Below are 16,491 nucleotides of genomic sequence, written 5' to 3'. Positions count from 1 at the left end.
TTGTACCTCCTAGTTTTAGAAATTCATTACTGCGTTTACTTTTTCTATGATGTCTTTATGATTTGGAAGCCATACTTCTTCGGCATCAGAGAATGCATATACTGTATCAGGAGCAGTAACACGTAATACCGGTGCTTCTAAATGAAGAATTGCTCTTTCTTGAATTTCACTAACTACATTTGCTGCGACACCAGCTTGTTTCTGTGCTTCTTGCACTACGATAGCACGATTTGTTTTCTTAACAGATTCTAATATTGTATCCGTATCAATAGGAGAAACCGTACGTAAATCAATTACTTCTGCAGAAATTCCATCTTTTTCAAGTTCTTCTGCAGCTTTAAGGCATGAATGAACCATTGCACCATAGGAAACAAGTGTTACATCTTTTCCTTCACGTTTTACATCTGCCTTTCCAATTTCAACTGTATATTCCTCTTCAGGAACTTCTTCACGGAAAGAACGATATAATTTCATATGTTCTAAGAAAATGACTGGATCATTATCACGAATTGCAGAAATTAGTAAACCTTTAGCTTCATACGGTGTTGAAGGAATAACTACTTTTAATCCTGGTTGTTGTGCCATTAAACCTTCTAAAGAATCCGCGTGTAATTCAGGAGTATGTACTCCACCACCAAATGGTGCACGAACTGTAACAGGCATATTCCATCTTCCACCTGAACGATAACGCATACGCGCCATTTGCCCACTAATAGAATCTATTACTTCATAAACGAAACCGAAAAATTGAATTTCCGGAACTGGACGAAATCCTTGGGTAGCTAGACCAATAGTTAACCCGCCAATTCCTGATTCAGCTAGTGGTGTGTCGAATACACGGTCTTCACCAAATTCATCTTGGAGTCCTTCAGTAGCACGGAAAACCCCACCGTTTTTACCAACATCTTCACCAAATACAAGCACATTTTCATCTTTTTTTAATTCTGTACGCATTGCATCAGTGATTGCTTGAATCATTGTCATTTGTGCCATGATTTATTTCGACTCCTTTTCTTTATATTCTTCCATTTGTTCTTGTAAATTGGAAGGTAATACTTCAAACATATTTCCAATTAAATCCGTTACTTTTTGTTTAGGATATTTTTCCGCTTCTTTAATAGCCTTCTTAATATCTTCTTTTGCTTCTTCAATTACTTTGTTTTCTTCGTCTTCAGACCATAATTTTTTACCTTCTAGGAACTTACGGAAACGTACTAATGGGTCTTTCTTCGCCCACTCGTTATCCAATTCTTCAGAACGATAACGTGTTGGATCGTCACCAGACATTGTATGTGGACCATAACGGTACGTAAGTGTCTCAATTAATGTTGGACCTTCTCCTGCAATTGCACGTTCTCTTGCATGTTTAGTTGCTGCATAAACAGCTAGAACGTCCATACCATCAACTTGGATACCTTCAATACCTGCTGCAACGGCTTTTTGTGCTAAAGTTTTTGCATTTGTTTGTAATTCTCTAGGAACGGAAATAGCAAATCCGTTATTTTGCACAACGAAAATAGCTGGAGCTTTAAAAGCGCCCGCAAAGTTAATTCCTTCATAGAAGTCACCTTGAGATGTACCACCATCACCTGTGTATGTTATAGCAACTGTTTTAGCACCGCGTTTCTTCATACCTAATGCTACTCCAGCTGTTTGAACATATTGAGCACCAATAATAATTTGTGGACTTAGTGCTTGTAGGTCTTCTGGCATTTGATTTCCATGGAAATGACCTTTAGAGAAAAGGAATGCTTGATATAATGGAAGTCCTTGCCAAATTAATTGTGGAACGTCACGATATCCCGGTAAAAGAAAATCGTCTTTTTCTAAAGCAAATTGACTTCCTAATTGAGAAGCCTCTTGTCCAGCTGTCGGTGCATAGAAACCTAAACGACCTTGTCTGTTTAAAGCTATAGAACGCTGATCCAGAATTCGTGTATAAACCATACGACGCATCAATTCTTTCAACTCATCATCTGAAAGATCAGGCATATCATCTTTATTTACTAATTCTCCATCCTCATTAAGGATCTGGAACGTCTCGAACAAACTTTCAACACTTTCTAATACGTGTTTCAAAATAGTTCACCTCTTCCTTTCTTTAACCCAATATTTTTATTTTCAGTTTTAGCTTTACCAAAAAACTGAAAAATGTACTCCTTTATTAATATTTCTTGTACCCTATTTCACGTTAGTAAAATCTTTTCATTGTATTGCCCGTATGTAACTCTGTTATAAAAAACAACCAATAAAAAACTGGTACAATCAATAACTAAATTAAATATATATTATAATTTTATAAAGGTCAATTCCTTTGATTTATTTAATTGTATTCAGATAACTAAGTGTAATTTTCAATCCTCTACCCCTATAAAACTGTTATAACATAGCGAAACAACTGTACTAATTTATATGAAGACAGTTATCTGACAATACTTACTTATCTAACTACTTTTAGGCAAATAAAAAAGGCAACCAAAATTTTAGTTGCCTTTTTTATCTATCTCTTCATCTATTGTTGGTTCTTCGTAGGTCACATCAATATTTGCTAACGTATAAAACTCCCTTTTCAGTTCATTATATTTAATTGTATATGTATTAAATTTCTCATTTGCGTCTAGTACCTTCTCATATCCCTTGTTTATTTTATTAATCTGTTTGGTTAGATCTTCTTGCTTCAAGTCTTGCTTCTGTAACATCTCGTACAATTCCGTTTCTAATTCTAACGATACAATATAGGTTTTATTTAATTCATTATAAGATGAATATCGCTTTTCCATCTTATTGTATAATTTTTCCGCGACCTTCCTTGCATCCTGATCTTTAATTTTTTCAATATAATCTTCCGTTTTCTGAAACACTTCTTTGGAAGATTCCATGTTTTCCTTTTCCATATCAATCAGTTCTGACCTTTTGTTAATGTTATCTATAGCTTCCTTTGCTAATTTTTTTACTTCATCAATTTTGTTATCCGTTCCCAAATCAATGATTTGATTGTAGATTTTTTGTTCTTCAGCTTCTAGATTTGTTATTTTATTTTGTTGAGCTATAAATTCAGACTCAATACGAACTGCTTCTTCTAAATATGTATATATTTCTTCCTCTGCAGTTGTATGATTACATGCAGAAAGAACTATTAAAATGAACAGGTTAAAAAAAATAATAGTTTTTCTTATACGAAACAACAATAGTCACCTCCTAAAACAGGTACTCTCTTATACTTTCTACCGTATAATGTAAAAAATGCACGTTACATCTCAATTCTAGCTTGTCCTAATAATATGATTTATTTTCCATGAATATGTTAATATAATAAAATGAAATAGTTTAACAATACTTATTATCCATTTTTATCTAAAGGAGTTTTAATATGATAACCATGAAAGATATTGTACGTGAAGGTCATCCTTCACTAACAAAAGAAGCTAAAGAAGTTTCTATCCCCCTCAGCCCTGAGGACAAACAACTATTAAAAGAAATGATTACATTCTTAAAAAATAGTCAAGATGAGGAAATAGCAACTAAATACAAGTTAAGGGCAGGAGTTGGTTTAGCTGCTCCACAATTAGGTATTGAAAAACGTTTAATTGCTATTCATTTTGAGGACGTTGATGGAAAATTATACAGCTATGGCTTAGCCAATCCCAAAATTATTAGTCATTCTGTTGAAGGTGCTTATTTAGCAGCTGGCGAGGGATGTCTATCTGTTGATCGTCCTGTTGAAGGTTACGTGCCAAGACATCGTCGAGTAACAGTTACAGCGGTAGATATGGATGATAATCCGGTTAAATTAAGATTAAAAGGATATCCTGCAATTGTATTCCAACACGAAATAGATCATTTAAATGGAATTATGTTCTTCGATCGTATTAATAAAGAGAATCCATTAAAAATACCAGATAATTCCACTGCAATTGAATAAACTACAGAATAGTGTCCGAGACGACACTATTTTTTTATGTATAAAATCTGTTCGTTTGTTAACGATAAAATTAGGAAAAACCCTCCTAATGATAAGAAAACTAAGGCTTCGCCATGTCTTTTGGCGAATGCCTTAGTTGCCATTATGTAAATAGGAAAGATCTTTATACTTTCCTACCTACGAAAATATTTTTAAAGAAATGATGGATTTTTATTTCAATATTTCCCAAAACATACTATACTAAAGATTAAGAGGGATTGGAACGGTAGAAGTTTTTTGCTTTTCTTCTTTTGAAAGGAGACGTGTTAAGTCATGTTAAAACGCCTTAAAGAAAAGCTTAAGAAACGATGGAAGGAATTTTTAAAGAAAGAAGGACGTGTACCTACAACATTTAAAAAAGACTACCAGTAAATTTTACCAATCAAATTTTTGCGGATTATCAAAAACTCTATTAATAAATACGGAAAACATTACAGAAAAATACAGAACGGAATAAACAATACTAATTAAAGGCAGGAGAGAAAACATGATATTTAAAGTTCTTTATCAGGAATCACCTGATGAAATACCAGTTCGTGAACGTACAAAAAGTATGTATGTAGAAGGAGAATCTGTACGTGAGATTCGCGATAAATTAATAAAAAAAGGCTATAAAATTAATGTAGAACATATTCATGCACTAGACCCAGCACATCTTGAATACGAAAAACAATCCGAACACTTTAAATTGGAGAATGTGTAACGGATGAAATTTGTCAAAAACGATCAAGCAGCAATATACGCACTCGGTGGGTTAGGTGAAATAGGTAAAAACATGTATGCGGTACAGTTCCAAGATGAAATTATTATCATTGATTCAGGTATAAAATTTCCTGAAGATGAACTTCTTGGAATTGATTATGTAATACCCGATTTCACTTACCTTGTACAAAATCAAGATAAAATTAAAGGGTTATTCATTACTCATGGTCATGAGGATCACATTGGGGGAATTCCGTATTTTCTTAGAGAAGTGAATGTTCCTATATATGCTGGAAAACTTGCACTAGGATTGATTCGAAATAAATTAGATGAACATGGTCTATTACGCAATGCAAAATTAATACCCATACAAGAAGATGATATAATTAAATTCCGTAAAACTTCTGTAACTTTTTTCCGTACTACACATAGTATTCCAGATGCATTTGGAATCTTAATAAAGACTCCCCCAGGGAATATCGTACACACAGGCGATTTTAAATTCGATTTTACCCCTGTTGGAGAACCGGCTAACCTTACGAAAATGGCTGAAATTGGAAAAGAAGGTGTACTTTGTCTATTATCGGATAGTACAAACAGTGAAATACCTGGTTTTACCATGTCCGAGAGAGTTGTAGGAGACAGTATTAATGAAATTTTTAGTCGTGTAGATGGGCGCTTAATTTTTGCAACCTTTGCTTCAAACATTTATCGTTTACAACAGGTTGTTGAATCTGCTGTAAAACATAATAGAAAAGTTGCAGTTTTTGGGCGCAGTATGGAATCCGCAATAAACTTAGGTCAAGAATTAGGTTACATTCAAGTTCCTAAAGAAACTTTTATTGATGGTAATCAAATCAATCGTTTACCTGCAAATGAGGTCACTATTCTTTGTACTGGCTCCCAAGGTGAATCCATGGCTGCATTATCTCGTATTGCAAATGGTACACATCGTCAAATTCAACTAATACCGGGAGACACCGTTGTATTTTCTTCCTCACCAATCCCTGGAAATACAGTGAGTGTTTCAAGAATTATCAATAAATTGTATCGTGCTGGAGCAGAAGTGATTCACGGAAAATTAAATAACATCCATACTTCTGGTCACGGTAGCCAAGAAGAACAAAAATTAATGCTCCGTTTAATAAAACCGAAGTATTTCATGCCGATTCACGGGGAATATCGAATGCTAAGAGAACATATTAAATTAGCTGTTTCTTGTGATGTGGAAGAAGACAACTGTTTTATCATGGATAACGGAGATGTACTAGCATTAGGTAAAGAAAATGCATCCGTTGCTGGCAAGATTCCATCTGGATCTATCTATGTAGATGGTAGTGGAATTGGCGATATTGGTAACATTGTTTTACGTGATCGTAGGATTTTATCTGAAGAAGGACTAGTAATCGTTGTTGTAAGTATTAATATGAGAGAATTCAAGATTGCTGCAGGTCCAGATATTATCTCTCGTGGTTTTGTTTACATGAGAGAATCCGAAGATTTAATTAATGAAGCACAGAAATTAGTATCCAAACATTTAGATAAGGTAATGGAAAGAAAAACAAATCAATGGTCTGAAATTAAAAATGAAATCACAGATACAATTGCACCTTTCTTATATGAAAAAACAAAACGCAGACCGATGGTATTACCTATTATTATGGAAGTTTAAATAGTAAAAAGGCATTGTGATTCTTCACAATGCCTTTTTTATTTATTACGACCGGTTACAGTTCTTTTATTATTACTAATCAATTACTAGATGTTTTTCAAACCTAGACAAATCATTATCAGCTCCAATTACAATAAGGATATCGTCCGTTTGTAGGGCTTCATTAGCCTGAGGAGAGACATTAATCTCATTCCCCTTTTTAATTGCAACAACGTTACAACCATAGTTCGCACGAATATCTAGTTCAGCTAGTGATTTCCCCACCATTTTTCTTCCTACTTTTACCTCAGCAATACTATGATCGTCTGATAATTCAAGATAATCAAGTATATTATTTGATATGAAATTATGCGCAAGGCGTTTTCCCATATCACGTTCAGGATGCACAATTCGATCTGCACCAATTTTATGCAAGATTTTTTCGTGATAATCATTTTGCGCTTTTACCGTCACCCTACTAACACCTAAATCTTTTAATATTACCGTGGTTAATATACTTGCTTGGATATTTTCACCAATTGCAACAATAACATGTTCAAAATTGGAAATTCCTATGTCTTTTAAAGAATCTTCATCTGTTGAATCTAAAATAACTGCATGGGAAGCAATATTCTTAAACTCATTAACCTTCTCAACATCAATATCTATTGCCAAAACAGGCATTCCCTCAAAACTTAGTTCCCTACATATACTACCACCAAACCGCCCTAATCCAATTACTGCAAACTCTTTCTTTTTCATAAAAATCCTCCAATAAAGTGAAACTCATTCAGTAAAGAGTTTCGACGCTCAGAACGTCATGATTTTATTCGGCCTTTTATACCCCACTGAATGTTAGTTGAACTTCTCAGGGCGTTACCGGCTGCCCACTCCTCATTTTAGATATCTTTATTTAACTCGACTTCTTCAAGTAGTGGACTTACAGCCAATAAACACGTGATTTTAATCTCATCACACGAAAATTTTCTGCCCTAGTTATTTTCTCTATTTTACCACACTAAAAAGAGAAGAAGGAATTTACCCTCTTCCCCATACTTTAATTGGAGTACTACATTACAAAGCGATGTTACTGAATACAATTATTATTGTAATCTTTCATTTACCATTTGAACAATATCTTCTGCAGCATAACCCTGTGCATTAATTACAGACGCTTCTGTAACAACATCCGCCATTCCCATAACATCTTTATCCATTCCAGATATGATGCAACAATCACACCCATTTACATCAGATTCAGTTCTAAGATCTACAACTTCATGTCCCATTTCCATCAATGCCGCTTTTACATCTGATAGTGTTTCTTCTACACCAATACGTGCCATACGTTTTTCCTCCTCACATATACATTTACATATGTAGTTTGACCCAAATACCGGAGAAATATGTAAGGTTTCCTTGCATATTAAAAACTAAGGCATTCACTTAGTATTAGTTGATGCCTTAGTTGCACTTATGCAGAAAGAAAGTTTTATATGTTTTCCCATCTGCTAATAAAGAAGAATTCCATGGGAATCTTACTACCCATTTAGGGGGATAAAAAAAGAGCATGAGCTTTTCTTTTATTTATTAAATATATTTGTAACATAAATTTCCTTTTTTAATTGCTTTAAAATTGCTCTTCTAGTTAAAATCCCGTCGAAATAATTATCTTTATCTACTACACATATAAAAGCATGATCGATTGTAGCATTTAATCCATCTAATAAATTATTTTCTTTTTTTAAGGTCAGAAGGTTGTCATTCATCGCTTCCTTCACTTTTAACTCTGATAGCTTTTCAATTTCGAATCGTTCCATTCCTAAAATTTGATTTAATATGGCTGTTTTACTAATTATCCCAACTAATTTATAAGACGTGTCCAGCACAGGGACAGCTGAATAACCGGATTTCACTAATACTAATAAAGCATGTTCCAAAGGATTATTTACCTGTACGTGGGCGACCTTTTCGGAGGAAATCATTAAATCACCAACAGAAATATCTGATAATCTTCTATCTTCTTGTAACATACTCATAGCATAAACATCCCTTCTTAAGTGTTTAACAAACGATCTGTTTTTTTAAGTTTAATGATTACTTAACTTCTTAAATTACACACACTAAATATAGATATATAATATGTCTCTAAAATGTGTAGGCGCTTTCTCCTCTATAATAAGTGTAACACAATAAATAATAGCATACATTTCCTAAGCTTTAAAAATATTATTTCACTTAAATGGGTTTTAATCTGAAGTTTAATGAATAAAAGTAGAGAGTTGACGAGGTGTATAATAGATGAGTATTAGAATATTTGCTTTAGGTTTGGCAAATGTCTTTGTTACACTTATGAAAATTTTTACGGTGAGTAATCGGAACCCCAGATGGGAAAGATTTTTATACTTCTTACCTGCTAAAAAGGAACCCACAGATGACACAATCCACATCTTAGGTTAGAATAGACAATTGTAGTTATTCGCTATTATGCTTTAGCGGATGCCTTTGTTGCACTTGACAGGAAGAAAGTTTTATCCTTTCCTACCTGCTATCACACTAGAAAAAACACATTACATAATTATTTTATCAGAAAAAGGTAAAAAGTCAATTTTTAATTATTTCTTTAGCTAGTATTTTTATTAATGGAGAGGATTTTTTATGGATAGACGGACTTTTTTAAAAAGAGGGATAGGAAGTCTCATCACTTTATTTGGTTTAAGTGGTGGTGGATATTTTTACGCAAAAGAATTGGAGCCTCGAATGATTAAATTTCAGCATGAACTCATTCAATCAAAAAAAATCCCTCCATCTTTTGATAATTTTAAAATTGCCCAGTTCTCTGATACCCACATTGGTTTCCATTATACAGTCGATCAGCTTTCCGAATTAATCGAAAAAATTAACGCAAATCATCCAGATGTTATTGTTTTTACAGGTGATCTTGTAGACAATCCTAATGAATTTGATGCATACACTTCCATTCAAGAGAAACTTAAACGATTAGACGCACCTTATGGTAAATTCTGGATATATGGTAATCACGATCACGGAGGATATGGCACGGAAATAATTAAAAAAGTAATGAAAGAATCTGATTTTCATTTATTACAAAATAGCCACACCGTTATAGAAAAAGAAGCCGACCGTTTTATATTAGCAGGTATAGATGATGTCATGTTAGGAAAGCCGGATTTAACGGTTGCATTGAACCAAGTGAATCATGAGTTATTTACCATTTTATTGGCACATGAACCTGACTATGCTGACATTGCATCCAAGTACCCGATCGATGTTCAATTATCCGGCCATAGCCATGGTGGGCAAGTTCGATTACCATGGATTGGTGATCTATATACTCCTGATTACGCAGAAAAGTATGTTAAAGGGAAATATATGCTTAATAAGGATACGTTTACACTATACGTTAATAGCGGAATTGGAACGACGCGTCTCCCCTACCGATTCCTGTGTAAGCCTGAGATTCATATCTTTACTTTAAAACACTCCTAATTACGATAGGATTGTCATAAATATTTCAAAACATATCCTGCTTTTCTTTTGATATCATATTACAATTAAAATAATAGGCAAATTTTGCTATTTAAAAAAAGATTCAAAAGGGGTGGTGAAATGAAATTCCTAAAATTTCTCTCACTAAGTTTATTTCTTTTCCTAGCAGCTTGCGGAGGATATCCTATAGAAACAAATATGTCACAGGAAGTTGCTAATTTTAATTTTACTACTCAAGATAATGAAAGTTTATCACTTAAAGATTTAGAGGGAGAATGGTGGATTGCAGATTTTATTTTTACAAATTGTACAACCGTTTGCCTTCCGATGACACACAACATGTCCCAACTCCAATCTAAACTAAAAGAAGAGAATCTTGATGTGAAATTAGTTTCCTTTAGTGTTGATCCAGAATTTGATTCACCAGAAGTATTGAAACAATATGGGGAAAGTTATGAGGCAGACTTTACGAATTGGAGCTTCTTAACAGGCTATGATTTTGATACAATTAAGGAGTTATCTATTAAATCATTTAAAAATCTAGTTGTCGAACCAAAGGAAGATGATCAAGTAATGCACGGTACTTCCTTTTTTCTAGTTAGCCCTGAAGGTGAAGTTATTAAAAATTATAGTGGAGTAGATGCAACTGAGATAGATTCGATAGTTGCAGATTTAAAAGAGCTAAATTAGGATATTTGAGGCTGGGAGAAAACCTTTCTAAAATAAAACAGCATGAAATTGACTGGATAAACTTTGATTTTATGCTGTTTTATTTACATGATTTGCACTAAAATCAAATCATTTTCAATTTATATTCCAGCCCCATTTTTCTTGCTTATAGACAAGCTTTACGATACGATAGAATAAAAGTCAGTGGAAAGGAGGAAATTGTAATATGGATCAAAAGGATGATTCACTAAAAGAAATTGCAAAGGCACTATTTATAATAAATAGACATGCCAAAACCGCACCAGAACCAAAGCACTTGTATTATATAAAAAAAGAAACCATTAACAAATTATTAAAAGAAAAAAAGGCTATTAAAATGGGACTCCATTTTTCTGATCATCCCAAATTAAGTAATCAACACTCTACTTTATTAGTTAAGGTAGACGATTATTATTTTCATATCCCCCCAACTAAAGAAGACTTCAAAGGACTCAAGCATCTTGGTTCATTGGATCAAAATTATCGGAATCCCCAAACTAAAATGTCATTATCAAAAGCCAAAAAAATTGTTTATAATTATATAAATTACAAGCCGGTTAAAAAACAAGATAGCTCTAATAGAAGATACACTTCTACTTACTATACCCCTTCTTCTCTCGGAAAAATGGAATGGCCACCAATTCATCCATCACGAAGAAAGTTTTAATTTACAAGAATAAACTACGAAGTTCTCACATAAGAATGAAGTAGTTTTTTTATTTTGCTTTTTTACGAAAAAATTGCGTTTAAGTGAATTAAAATAGTTACTAAAGTATTACGTCTTACCAATCAATTTGCGTATGCTATAGAAAATAATTAATGACACTCCAAAAAAAGCAAAGACTTGTAAAATCATCTGTATCACTATTGTTTTCGACTCGGATAAACTAGGAATAAAAAATATCATTAAGCATATTGCAATAAATACAAACAGACTACTAATAATATAACTTAATAAATGGTTTAATTTTAGAAGTATAATCCATTGTATGAAAGGATGGATGATCACGTAAATAATAATTAGTACCATACACATTAAAATAAAATAAAAAAACTCATTATTTAATCCCAAAGCAGCAAGGTGATGAAATTTTATGAAACTAAAAATAAATTCTCTCAACCTACTCTCCTCCCTTCCCTATTTGCATACATCTTTGCCTAAATTAAAATAAACTATACGGCTATACTTATTGATTTAAGAGGATTTTCGAAACGTCCGTTGAAAATGACACCTCGACGGATAGGAAACGAATTAAAGGATAGCTGGCTATAAACAGATATTGTAGCTAACGTTGGTTTCCCTTGTAGGGGCAACATACATTTAGCCAACCTAAGGTCCTTGAATTTATTTCACATTCTGTCGTTAATTTAATAGACTTATAAGTAGAAATTTATATCCATAAAGAAGACTTCTAAGGTGGAATAAACGCAAAAAACAGAGATAGCTTTCCTATCCCTGTTTTCATATCTATTATACTTTCATTTCATCCTGGTTTCGTTTACGTTTTGATTTCAGTAATTCTTTGTGTTTTTTCTCCAAACGTAATTCAATTTGTTGTATTCTTTTTTCATCATCTAATAATTCTTGTTTATTTTGTTCCACTAGTTGCTCAAAATTTAATGTTTTCGGTCTCATATGTTACACTCCTTTAATGTTCTGATTCTATTATACCCTAATTCTAATTATTTTAATCTAAATTATTTGAACATTTTATCAAAATTTTACAATTCGCAAAAAGGTGGTTTTAGAAATCAGGGAATTTTATAGGAAAAACGTTCATACTAATACCAATGAAGCATAATATACTGATGGAAAAATAAACCATTACACATAATGGTTTATTTTTGGTAATGAGACTTTAATTTAGAAGTGCTTTCTTTTGAGGTCAAGGAGGAACTTACTAAGTCGAGGATTGTATAGTTAAGTAATAAAAATCATCATTTGTTGGATATCTAAACTAAAAAAGTAAATCTATTTAACCTCATCTTTTTTTCCATTATCACTTTTTAAATTATCGTATACGTTTAACAAATGATCTAATTCCTGACTTAAGGCAATCGATTCCCTATCGGTAAACCCCTTATTCATGGCAATTTGGGTCAATTTTTTTCTTAAATGCTCAATTTTAACTAAAACGTTTTCAGTGCTATTCATATTAGGCTAGATATCCTCCTTTAAATAATTCTTTTATACTTTAGCATAGCTAATAAGCGATTGACAAGCAATTATAACTTTAAGAGGTTGTTCAAAAGTCTGGTGAAAATGAAATTTCGAAACTAAGGAGCTTCGACTAAGTTCCGCTTGCTCACGTATTGACTGCATACATTCCGTTAAAGATATTGCGTTTTTAGCTGACCTCGATCCTTTTCGCCTCCTTTTTGAACACGTACTTTAAGAAATAATTGTCGATTCTATTTTTAGACTGTGCTACTATGGTAAATATACATGTAGTTGGAAGGAATGTACGTTTTGAAGAATAAAAGTAAAAAGCAAAAAAATGAATGGATTGAATGGTTAAAGGCGATTGTAATTGCAATCATAATCGCATTTTTTTTACGTACTTTCATTTTCGCCACTTCTATCGTGGAAGGGGAAAGTATGGATCCCACCTTAGAAGATGGAGAAAGGGTTATTTTTAATAAACTTATCTATTTAATAGATGAACCTAGTCGTGGAGATATCGTAATAATTCAAAGACCTACGAAAAATTATGTGAAACGAGTCATAGGATTACCTGGAGAAACGATAGAAATCAATGAAGGTGAACTATATATTAATGGTGAAAGATATAACCAAACATTTTTATCTGAGGAAGCCAGACTTCAGACAAATAATTTTGGTCCAGAAACCATACCGGAAGACAGTTACTTTGTAATGGGGGATAATCGTGCAATAAGTAAAGATAGTAGAAACGGATTAGGATTAATCCAAGAAAGTGAGATAATCGGTAAGTCGGAAATTATCATTTATCCCTTTAGCGAATGGAAAAGAACGAGGTAAATAATTAGAATTAATGGAAGGAATAGTTTTCGACTATCCCTTCCTAATCATTTATTTTTCATGATCTAAAATACAATAACCAATATTTAATGCTAGTATTCCAAAACAAACTACACCAAATAGAACTTCTAAGCCACCCATTTATGTTGCCCCCCTTTCAACAATTGTAGAAATAGTACTAACTATCTTCTAAGCCAATCATATACTATTTCCTTACACTAAATAAAGCAAAAAATATTTTTCATTACTATTCAATCCATTATATCAATTGTAATAGTCTTCTTAAAAATTTTCCATTTATTTTAAAAATTTGTTTTGGCTTTTTTAAGGTTTACAAAAAATTAGGCAAACGTCCAGACAATTTCAGTTATGGGTCATATAGTATATTGAAACATTTTAGGAGGTGTTGGCATGAGCTATTGTGGAGGCTATGGTTACGGCTATGGTGGATATGGTTCTAACTTTGCGCTAATTGTTGTGCTTTTCATTCTTTTAATAATCGTTGGCGCAGCATTTTACTGCTAAATCATATAAACGATAAGCTTGTGCTATTTGCACAAGCTTATTATTTTAATCATCCTATAGTGATTCTTTCTTTAGGGTAGCGGAAGGTTCTGTTCTTCTTATTGGATTTAAACATAATTAGAAATGTAAAAATCCCAACCCTACCAATAAGCATTAATACCATAAGAATAATCTTAGTCGTTGTACTTAAATCAGGTGTAATCCCCATCGATAAGCCAACCGTACCAAATGCCGAAGTGACTTCAAAAATGATTTGGATCAACGAATATGGTTCCAGCTTTGAAATTACTAGTACGGATAGGAAACTAATAAACCCCGCCATAATTGTTACGGTTATTGCTTTAGACAAATCCTCTTCATAAATCTCCCTATTAAAAATTCGTATATTTTTTTCACCACGTACGGAAGCAATAATATAGATAATTACTAACGCAAATGTCGTCGTTCGAATACCACCGCCAGCACTACTTGGTGAAGCCCCGATAAACATTAAAAAGGACATAAAAAGCTGGCTTTCTTCCGTAAGGGAACTTACATCCATTGTAGACAATCCCGCACTTCGTGTTGTTACAGATTGAAAAAGAGAATAAAAAAAGGACTCATGCCAATTTTTATCAGCAAGATAATGGTTCATATCCAATAAATATATTCCAACTGCTCCCACTACAACTAAAATAAAAAATGTTATTGTCGTAATTTTCGTGAACAGACTAAATCTTTGAGTTTTTCTATGCTCTTTTTTCGCAAAAATGTATTTCTTAACTTCAATTAAAACAGGGAAACCTATCGCCCCTAGAATAATTAGTAACATATTAATAAATTGAACAAAGTAATCATGGTTATACGGTATAAGTGATGAACCAGTTAAATCAAATCCACCATTCGTTATCGCGCTTACCGTCCCAAAATAACCATGAAAAAAAGCTTCTTTAGGAGATGGAAAGTATTGTAAGAAATAAGTACCTAGAACTAAAAAAGCAATCAACTCAATGATAAGTAATACATAAATGATTTGTTTGATAAGACGTACCATTCCTTGGAAACTTGTTTGATTTTGGTCTGTCATAATTAATCTGCGTTCTTTTAATCCAATTTTTTTCCCAATTAATAACCAAATAAGTGTTCCAATAGCCATAATACCAACGGCACCCAACTGTAAAATACCTGTTAGTATAAAAATACCTGTTACACTTAATGAATCTACTATGGATATAGTGCTTAGACCTGTTACACTAACTGCACTGACCGCAACAAATAAAACATCAATGAGCGGAATATGAACCCCATCCTTATGGGATATCGGTAAAGATAATAAAATTGTTGCAATGATCACAGTTAATATGTAATAGGTAATCAATATTTGTACCGGTGTAAGTTTATTAATCCAATGAAAACGACTGTGATGTAATTTCATGATATGCTCCTAGCCCTTTATTTTTTCTTTTCCAAATTCCCTTTAAACAATACATTGATATTTTCACCTATTTTATTAATCCCAATAATTTTTGATTTAAAAAGAACAGGTTCATTCTCTATTTTACTTATTTTTACCTTTAACAAGAGTTCTTCTATGTTCATTACTTTTTCAAAATAGGTGGTATAGTCTTTACTTACAAAAGCTTCAATTAACCACTGATTTGGATAATAATCATCTTCCTTATTTATAATAAGGCCATCTAATAATTTTATTTCCTTTTGCTCTAGATTATTTGGTAGAACGAATAACATTTTTAACTTAAATGTCTTCATTAGAATTCATCATCTCCAGTTACTTCTTTAATAGTTAAAGTCTACCAAAATTTATTTGAATTACAACAGATAAATTATTTTAAGAAAAAATATATTAAAGAAGACTTTTTAGTGAGGTCCTCCATCTCCATTAAAAAAATTCAGAGAATCCCTCTGAATTTTTTCAGTTAAACATTAATGGTTCCACATGGTCAATATTGACAAGTTTGTTATTTACAAGAAACTTTGCTCTTACATATAAATTACACTCACCCTTTACATCTATTGGAGATAAGATTTTTGACTCTTGATAATAAATATTACCTTTATTCAGCTTCTTTTGAATTAAACTTCCTGTAAAATCATGGTTTTTATCAAGCAAAGAAACAGAAATTAATGGGGTTTGATGTAAAATTTCCACCGCACCTTCTCCTATGTATTGCAGGGAGTGATGTACTTCTATACCACTCTTTTCCCTTTCCACTTTCATATGTATAACAAAGTCATTGGCCTTTTTTTCGATTACTTTTTCTTTCTCTAAAACCCCTTCTTCTTCCCCGTATAGAGAAATTAGCATAAAAATTGAAGCAAATATAAGAAAACAAATAACCCCTATCTTTTTCAACCCTATTGTCCCCACCTACTTTCCCCTATCTTAATACGATTGAAAAGACAAAATGTTTCATTTTTTTATTTTAACATGGT

General features: G+C 32.6%; 19 protein-coding genes. 8 read left to right on the top strand and 11 right to left on the bottom strand.

The window, feature by feature from the left end:
• Positions 1 to 15: 15 nt before the first annotated feature.
• From MHI02_RS09260 to MHI02_RS09250, 3 genes are all read right to left on the bottom strand, one after another.
• Positions 16 to 993 (bottom strand): alpha-ketoacid dehydrogenase subunit beta, encoded by a 978-nt coding sequence (locus MHI02_RS09260; protein WP_060668673.1) that lies wholly within the window; start codon positions 991 to 993, stop codon positions 16 to 18.
• Between the two features lie 3 nt (positions 994 to 996).
• Entirely contained in the window at positions 997 to 2,079 is a 1,083-nt protein-coding gene (gene pdhA / locus MHI02_RS09255) for a pyruvate dehydrogenase (acetyl-transferring) E1 component subunit alpha (protein WP_047186414.1), read from the bottom strand.
• 404 nt (positions 2,080 to 2,483) lie between these two features.
• Positions 2,484 to 3,188 (bottom strand): YkyA family protein, encoded by a 705-nt coding sequence (locus MHI02_RS09250; protein ID WP_244987015.1) that lies wholly within the window; start codon positions 3,186 to 3,188, stop codon positions 2,484 to 2,486.
• A gap of 182 nt (positions 3,189 to 3,370) precedes the next feature.
• On the opposite strand from MHI02_RS09250, the gene def reads away from it, so the two are divergent.
• From def to rnjA, 3 genes are all read left to right on the top strand, one after another.
• Positions 3,371 to 3,922, top strand: a complete 552-nt coding sequence (gene def, locus MHI02_RS09245) for a peptide deformylase (protein WP_060668671.1) — start codon at positions 3,371 to 3,373, stop codon at positions 3,920 to 3,922.
• A 526-nt stretch (positions 3,923 to 4,448) separates the two neighbouring features.
• A complete protein-coding gene (locus MHI02_RS09240; RefSeq protein WP_047185348.1) occupies positions 4,449 to 4,664 on the top strand; it encodes a DNA-dependent RNA polymerase subunit epsilon in 216 nt (71 codons plus the stop codon).
• A gap of 3 nt (positions 4,665 to 4,667) precedes the next feature.
• Positions 4,668 to 6,335 (top strand): ribonuclease J1, encoded by a 1,668-nt coding sequence (gene rnjA, locus MHI02_RS09235; RefSeq protein ID WP_060668670.1) that lies wholly within the window; start codon positions 4,668 to 4,670, stop codon positions 6,333 to 6,335.
• A gap of 75 nt (positions 6,336 to 6,410) precedes the next feature.
• Here the strand turns inward: rnjA and MHI02_RS09230 are convergent, their stop codons facing one another.
• From MHI02_RS09230 to cbpB, 3 genes are all read right to left on the bottom strand, one after another.
• Positions 6,411 to 7,076, bottom strand: coding sequence for a potassium channel family protein (locus tag MHI02_RS09230; protein WP_060668669.1), 666 nt, complete (start codon positions 7,074 to 7,076; stop codon positions 6,411 to 6,413).
• A 341-nt stretch (positions 7,077 to 7,417) separates the two neighbouring features.
• On the bottom strand, positions 7,418 to 7,660 hold the full coding sequence (locus MHI02_RS09225; protein WP_047185345.1) for a YkuS family protein: 243 nt from the start codon (positions 7,658 to 7,660) through the stop codon (positions 7,418 to 7,420).
• Positions 7,661 to 7,897: 237 nt separating this feature from the next.
• Positions 7,898 to 8,353, bottom strand: coding sequence for a cyclic-di-AMP-binding protein CbpB (gene cbpB / locus MHI02_RS09220; RefSeq protein WP_060669282.1), 456 nt, complete (start codon positions 8,351 to 8,353; stop codon positions 7,898 to 7,900).
• 619 nt (positions 8,354 to 8,972) lie between these two features.
• Between cbpB and MHI02_RS09215 the strand changes: the two genes are divergently transcribed.
• The 3 genes from MHI02_RS09215 to MHI02_RS09205 all read left to right on the top strand — a co-directional run bounded on the left by MHI02_RS09215 (position 8,973) and on the right by MHI02_RS09205 (position 11,199).
• Complete coding sequence (locus tag MHI02_RS09215) at positions 8,973 to 9,824, top strand: metallophosphoesterase (RefSeq protein WP_047185343.1); 852 nt, start codon at positions 8,973 to 8,975, stop codon at positions 9,822 to 9,824.
• A 120-nt stretch (positions 9,825 to 9,944) separates the two neighbouring features.
• Positions 9,945 to 10,514: an SCO family protein gene (locus MHI02_RS09210; protein WP_047185342.1), complete on the top strand. Its 570-nt coding sequence runs from the start codon at positions 9,945 to 9,947 to the stop codon at positions 10,512 to 10,514.
• Between the two features lie 205 nt (positions 10,515 to 10,719).
• Positions 10,720 to 11,199 carry a YkyB family protein gene (locus MHI02_RS09205; protein WP_060669280.1) on the top strand — a complete coding sequence of 160 codons (480 nt, stop codon included), beginning with the start codon at positions 10,720 to 10,722 and terminating at the stop codon, positions 11,197 to 11,199.
• An 804-nt stretch (positions 11,200 to 12,003) separates the two neighbouring features.
• Here the strand turns inward: MHI02_RS09205 and MHI02_RS09200 are convergent.
• Positions 12,004 to 12,168, bottom strand: coding sequence for an FbpB family small basic protein (locus MHI02_RS09200; protein ID WP_083452657.1), 165 nt, complete (start codon positions 12,166 to 12,168; stop codon positions 12,004 to 12,006).
• Between the two features lie 336 nt (positions 12,169 to 12,504).
• Positions 12,505 to 12,687: an aspartyl-phosphate phosphatase Spo0E family protein gene (locus MHI02_RS09195; protein WP_047185461.1), complete on the bottom strand. Its 183-nt coding sequence runs from the start codon at positions 12,685 to 12,687 to the stop codon at positions 12,505 to 12,507.
• Between the two features lie 315 nt (positions 12,688 to 13,002).
• Between MHI02_RS09195 and lepB the strand changes: the two genes are divergently transcribed.
• Positions 13,003 to 13,533 carry a signal peptidase I gene (gene lepB, locus MHI02_RS09190; RefSeq protein ID WP_225344201.1) on the top strand — a complete coding sequence of 177 codons (531 nt, stop codon included), beginning with the start codon at positions 13,003 to 13,005 and terminating at the stop codon, positions 13,531 to 13,533.
• 411 nt (positions 13,534 to 13,944) lie between these two features.
• The gene (locus tag MHI02_RS09185; protein ID WP_083452656.1) at positions 13,945 to 14,058 is read left to right on the top strand and encodes a YjcZ family sporulation protein; all 114 of its coding nucleotides are present in this window, start codon (positions 13,945 to 13,947) and stop codon (positions 14,056 to 14,058) included.
• 49 nt (positions 14,059 to 14,107) lie between these two features.
• On the opposite strand, the gene MHI02_RS09180 is transcribed toward MHI02_RS09185, so the two are convergent.
• From MHI02_RS09180 to MHI02_RS09170, 3 genes are all read right to left on the bottom strand, one after another.
• Complete coding sequence (locus MHI02_RS09180) at positions 14,108 to 15,472, bottom strand: TrkH family potassium uptake protein (RefSeq protein ID WP_047185459.1); 1,365 nt, start codon at positions 15,470 to 15,472, stop codon at positions 14,108 to 14,110.
• Between the two features lie 17 nt (positions 15,473 to 15,489).
• Positions 15,490 to 15,807 carry a YwpF family protein gene (locus MHI02_RS09175; protein WP_052771726.1) on the bottom strand — a complete coding sequence of 106 codons (318 nt, stop codon included), beginning with the start codon at positions 15,805 to 15,807 and terminating at the stop codon, positions 15,490 to 15,492.
• Positions 15,808 to 15,970: 163 nt separating this feature from the next.
• Complete coding sequence (locus MHI02_RS09170) at positions 15,971 to 16,426, bottom strand: hypothetical protein (RefSeq protein WP_047185458.1); 456 nt, start codon at positions 16,424 to 16,426, stop codon at positions 15,971 to 15,973.
• Positions 16,427 to 16,491: the final 65 nt, after the last annotated feature.

The organism is Oceanobacillus sp. FSL K6-0118 (genome assembly GCF_038006665.1).
Lineage (GTDB): Bacteria > Bacillota > Bacilli > Bacillales > Amphibacillaceae > Oceanobacillus > Oceanobacillus caeni.
Note: the sequence above shows the minus strand (reverse complement) of the source record. Positions and strands in the feature narration are given on the sequence as shown.

Bases quoted from the DNA above. Each gene is read 5' to 3' on its own strand.
- MHI02_RS09260 (WP_060668673.1), bottom strand. From the start codon at position 993: ATGGCACAAATGACAATGATTCAAGCAATCACTGATGCAATGCGTACA.
- def (WP_060668671.1), top strand. From the start codon at position 3,371: ATGATAACCATGAAAGATATTGTACGTGAAGGTCATCCTTCACTAACA.
- MHI02_RS09240 (WP_047185348.1), top strand. From the start codon at position 4,449: ATGATATTTAAAGTTCTTTATCAGGAATCACCTGATGAAATACCAGTT.
- rnjA (WP_060668670.1), top strand. From the start codon at position 4,668: ATGAAATTTGTCAAAAACGATCAAGCAGCAATATACGCACTCGGTGGG.
- MHI02_RS09230 (WP_060668669.1), bottom strand. From the start codon at position 7,076: ATGAAAAAGAAAGAGTTTGCAGTAATTGGATTAGGGCGGTTTGGTGGT.
- MHI02_RS09225 (WP_047185345.1), bottom strand. From the start codon at position 7,660: ATGGCACGTATTGGTGTAGAAGAAACACTATCAGATGTAAAAGCGGCA.
- cbpB (WP_060669282.1), bottom strand. From the start codon at position 8,353: ATGAGTATGTTACAAGAAGATAGAAGATTATCAGATATTTCTGTTGGT.
- MHI02_RS09215 (WP_047185343.1), top strand. From the start codon at position 8,973: ATGGATAGACGGACTTTTTTAAAAAGAGGGATAGGAAGTCTCATCACT.
- MHI02_RS09210 (WP_047185342.1), top strand. From the start codon at position 9,945: ATGAAATTCCTAAAATTTCTCTCACTAAGTTTATTTCTTTTCCTAGCA.
- MHI02_RS09205 (WP_060669280.1), top strand. From the start codon at position 10,720: ATGGATCAAAAGGATGATTCACTAAAAGAAATTGCAAAGGCACTATTT.
- MHI02_RS09200 (WP_083452657.1), bottom strand. From the start codon at position 12,168: ATGAGACCGAAAACATTAAATTTTGAGCAACTAGTGGAACAAAATAAA.
- MHI02_RS09195 (WP_047185461.1), bottom strand. From the start codon at position 12,687: ATGAATAGCACTGAAAACGTTTTAGTTAAAATTGAGCATTTAAGAAAA.
- MHI02_RS09185 (WP_083452656.1), top strand. From the start codon at position 13,945: ATGAGCTATTGTGGAGGCTATGGTTACGGCTATGGTGGATATGGTTCT.
- MHI02_RS09180 (WP_047185459.1), bottom strand. From the start codon at position 15,472: ATGAAATTACATCACAGTCGTTTTCATTGGATTAATAAACTTACACCG.
- MHI02_RS09175 (WP_052771726.1), bottom strand. From the start codon at position 15,807: ATGAAGACATTTAAGTTAAAAATGTTATTCGTTCTACCAAATAATCTA.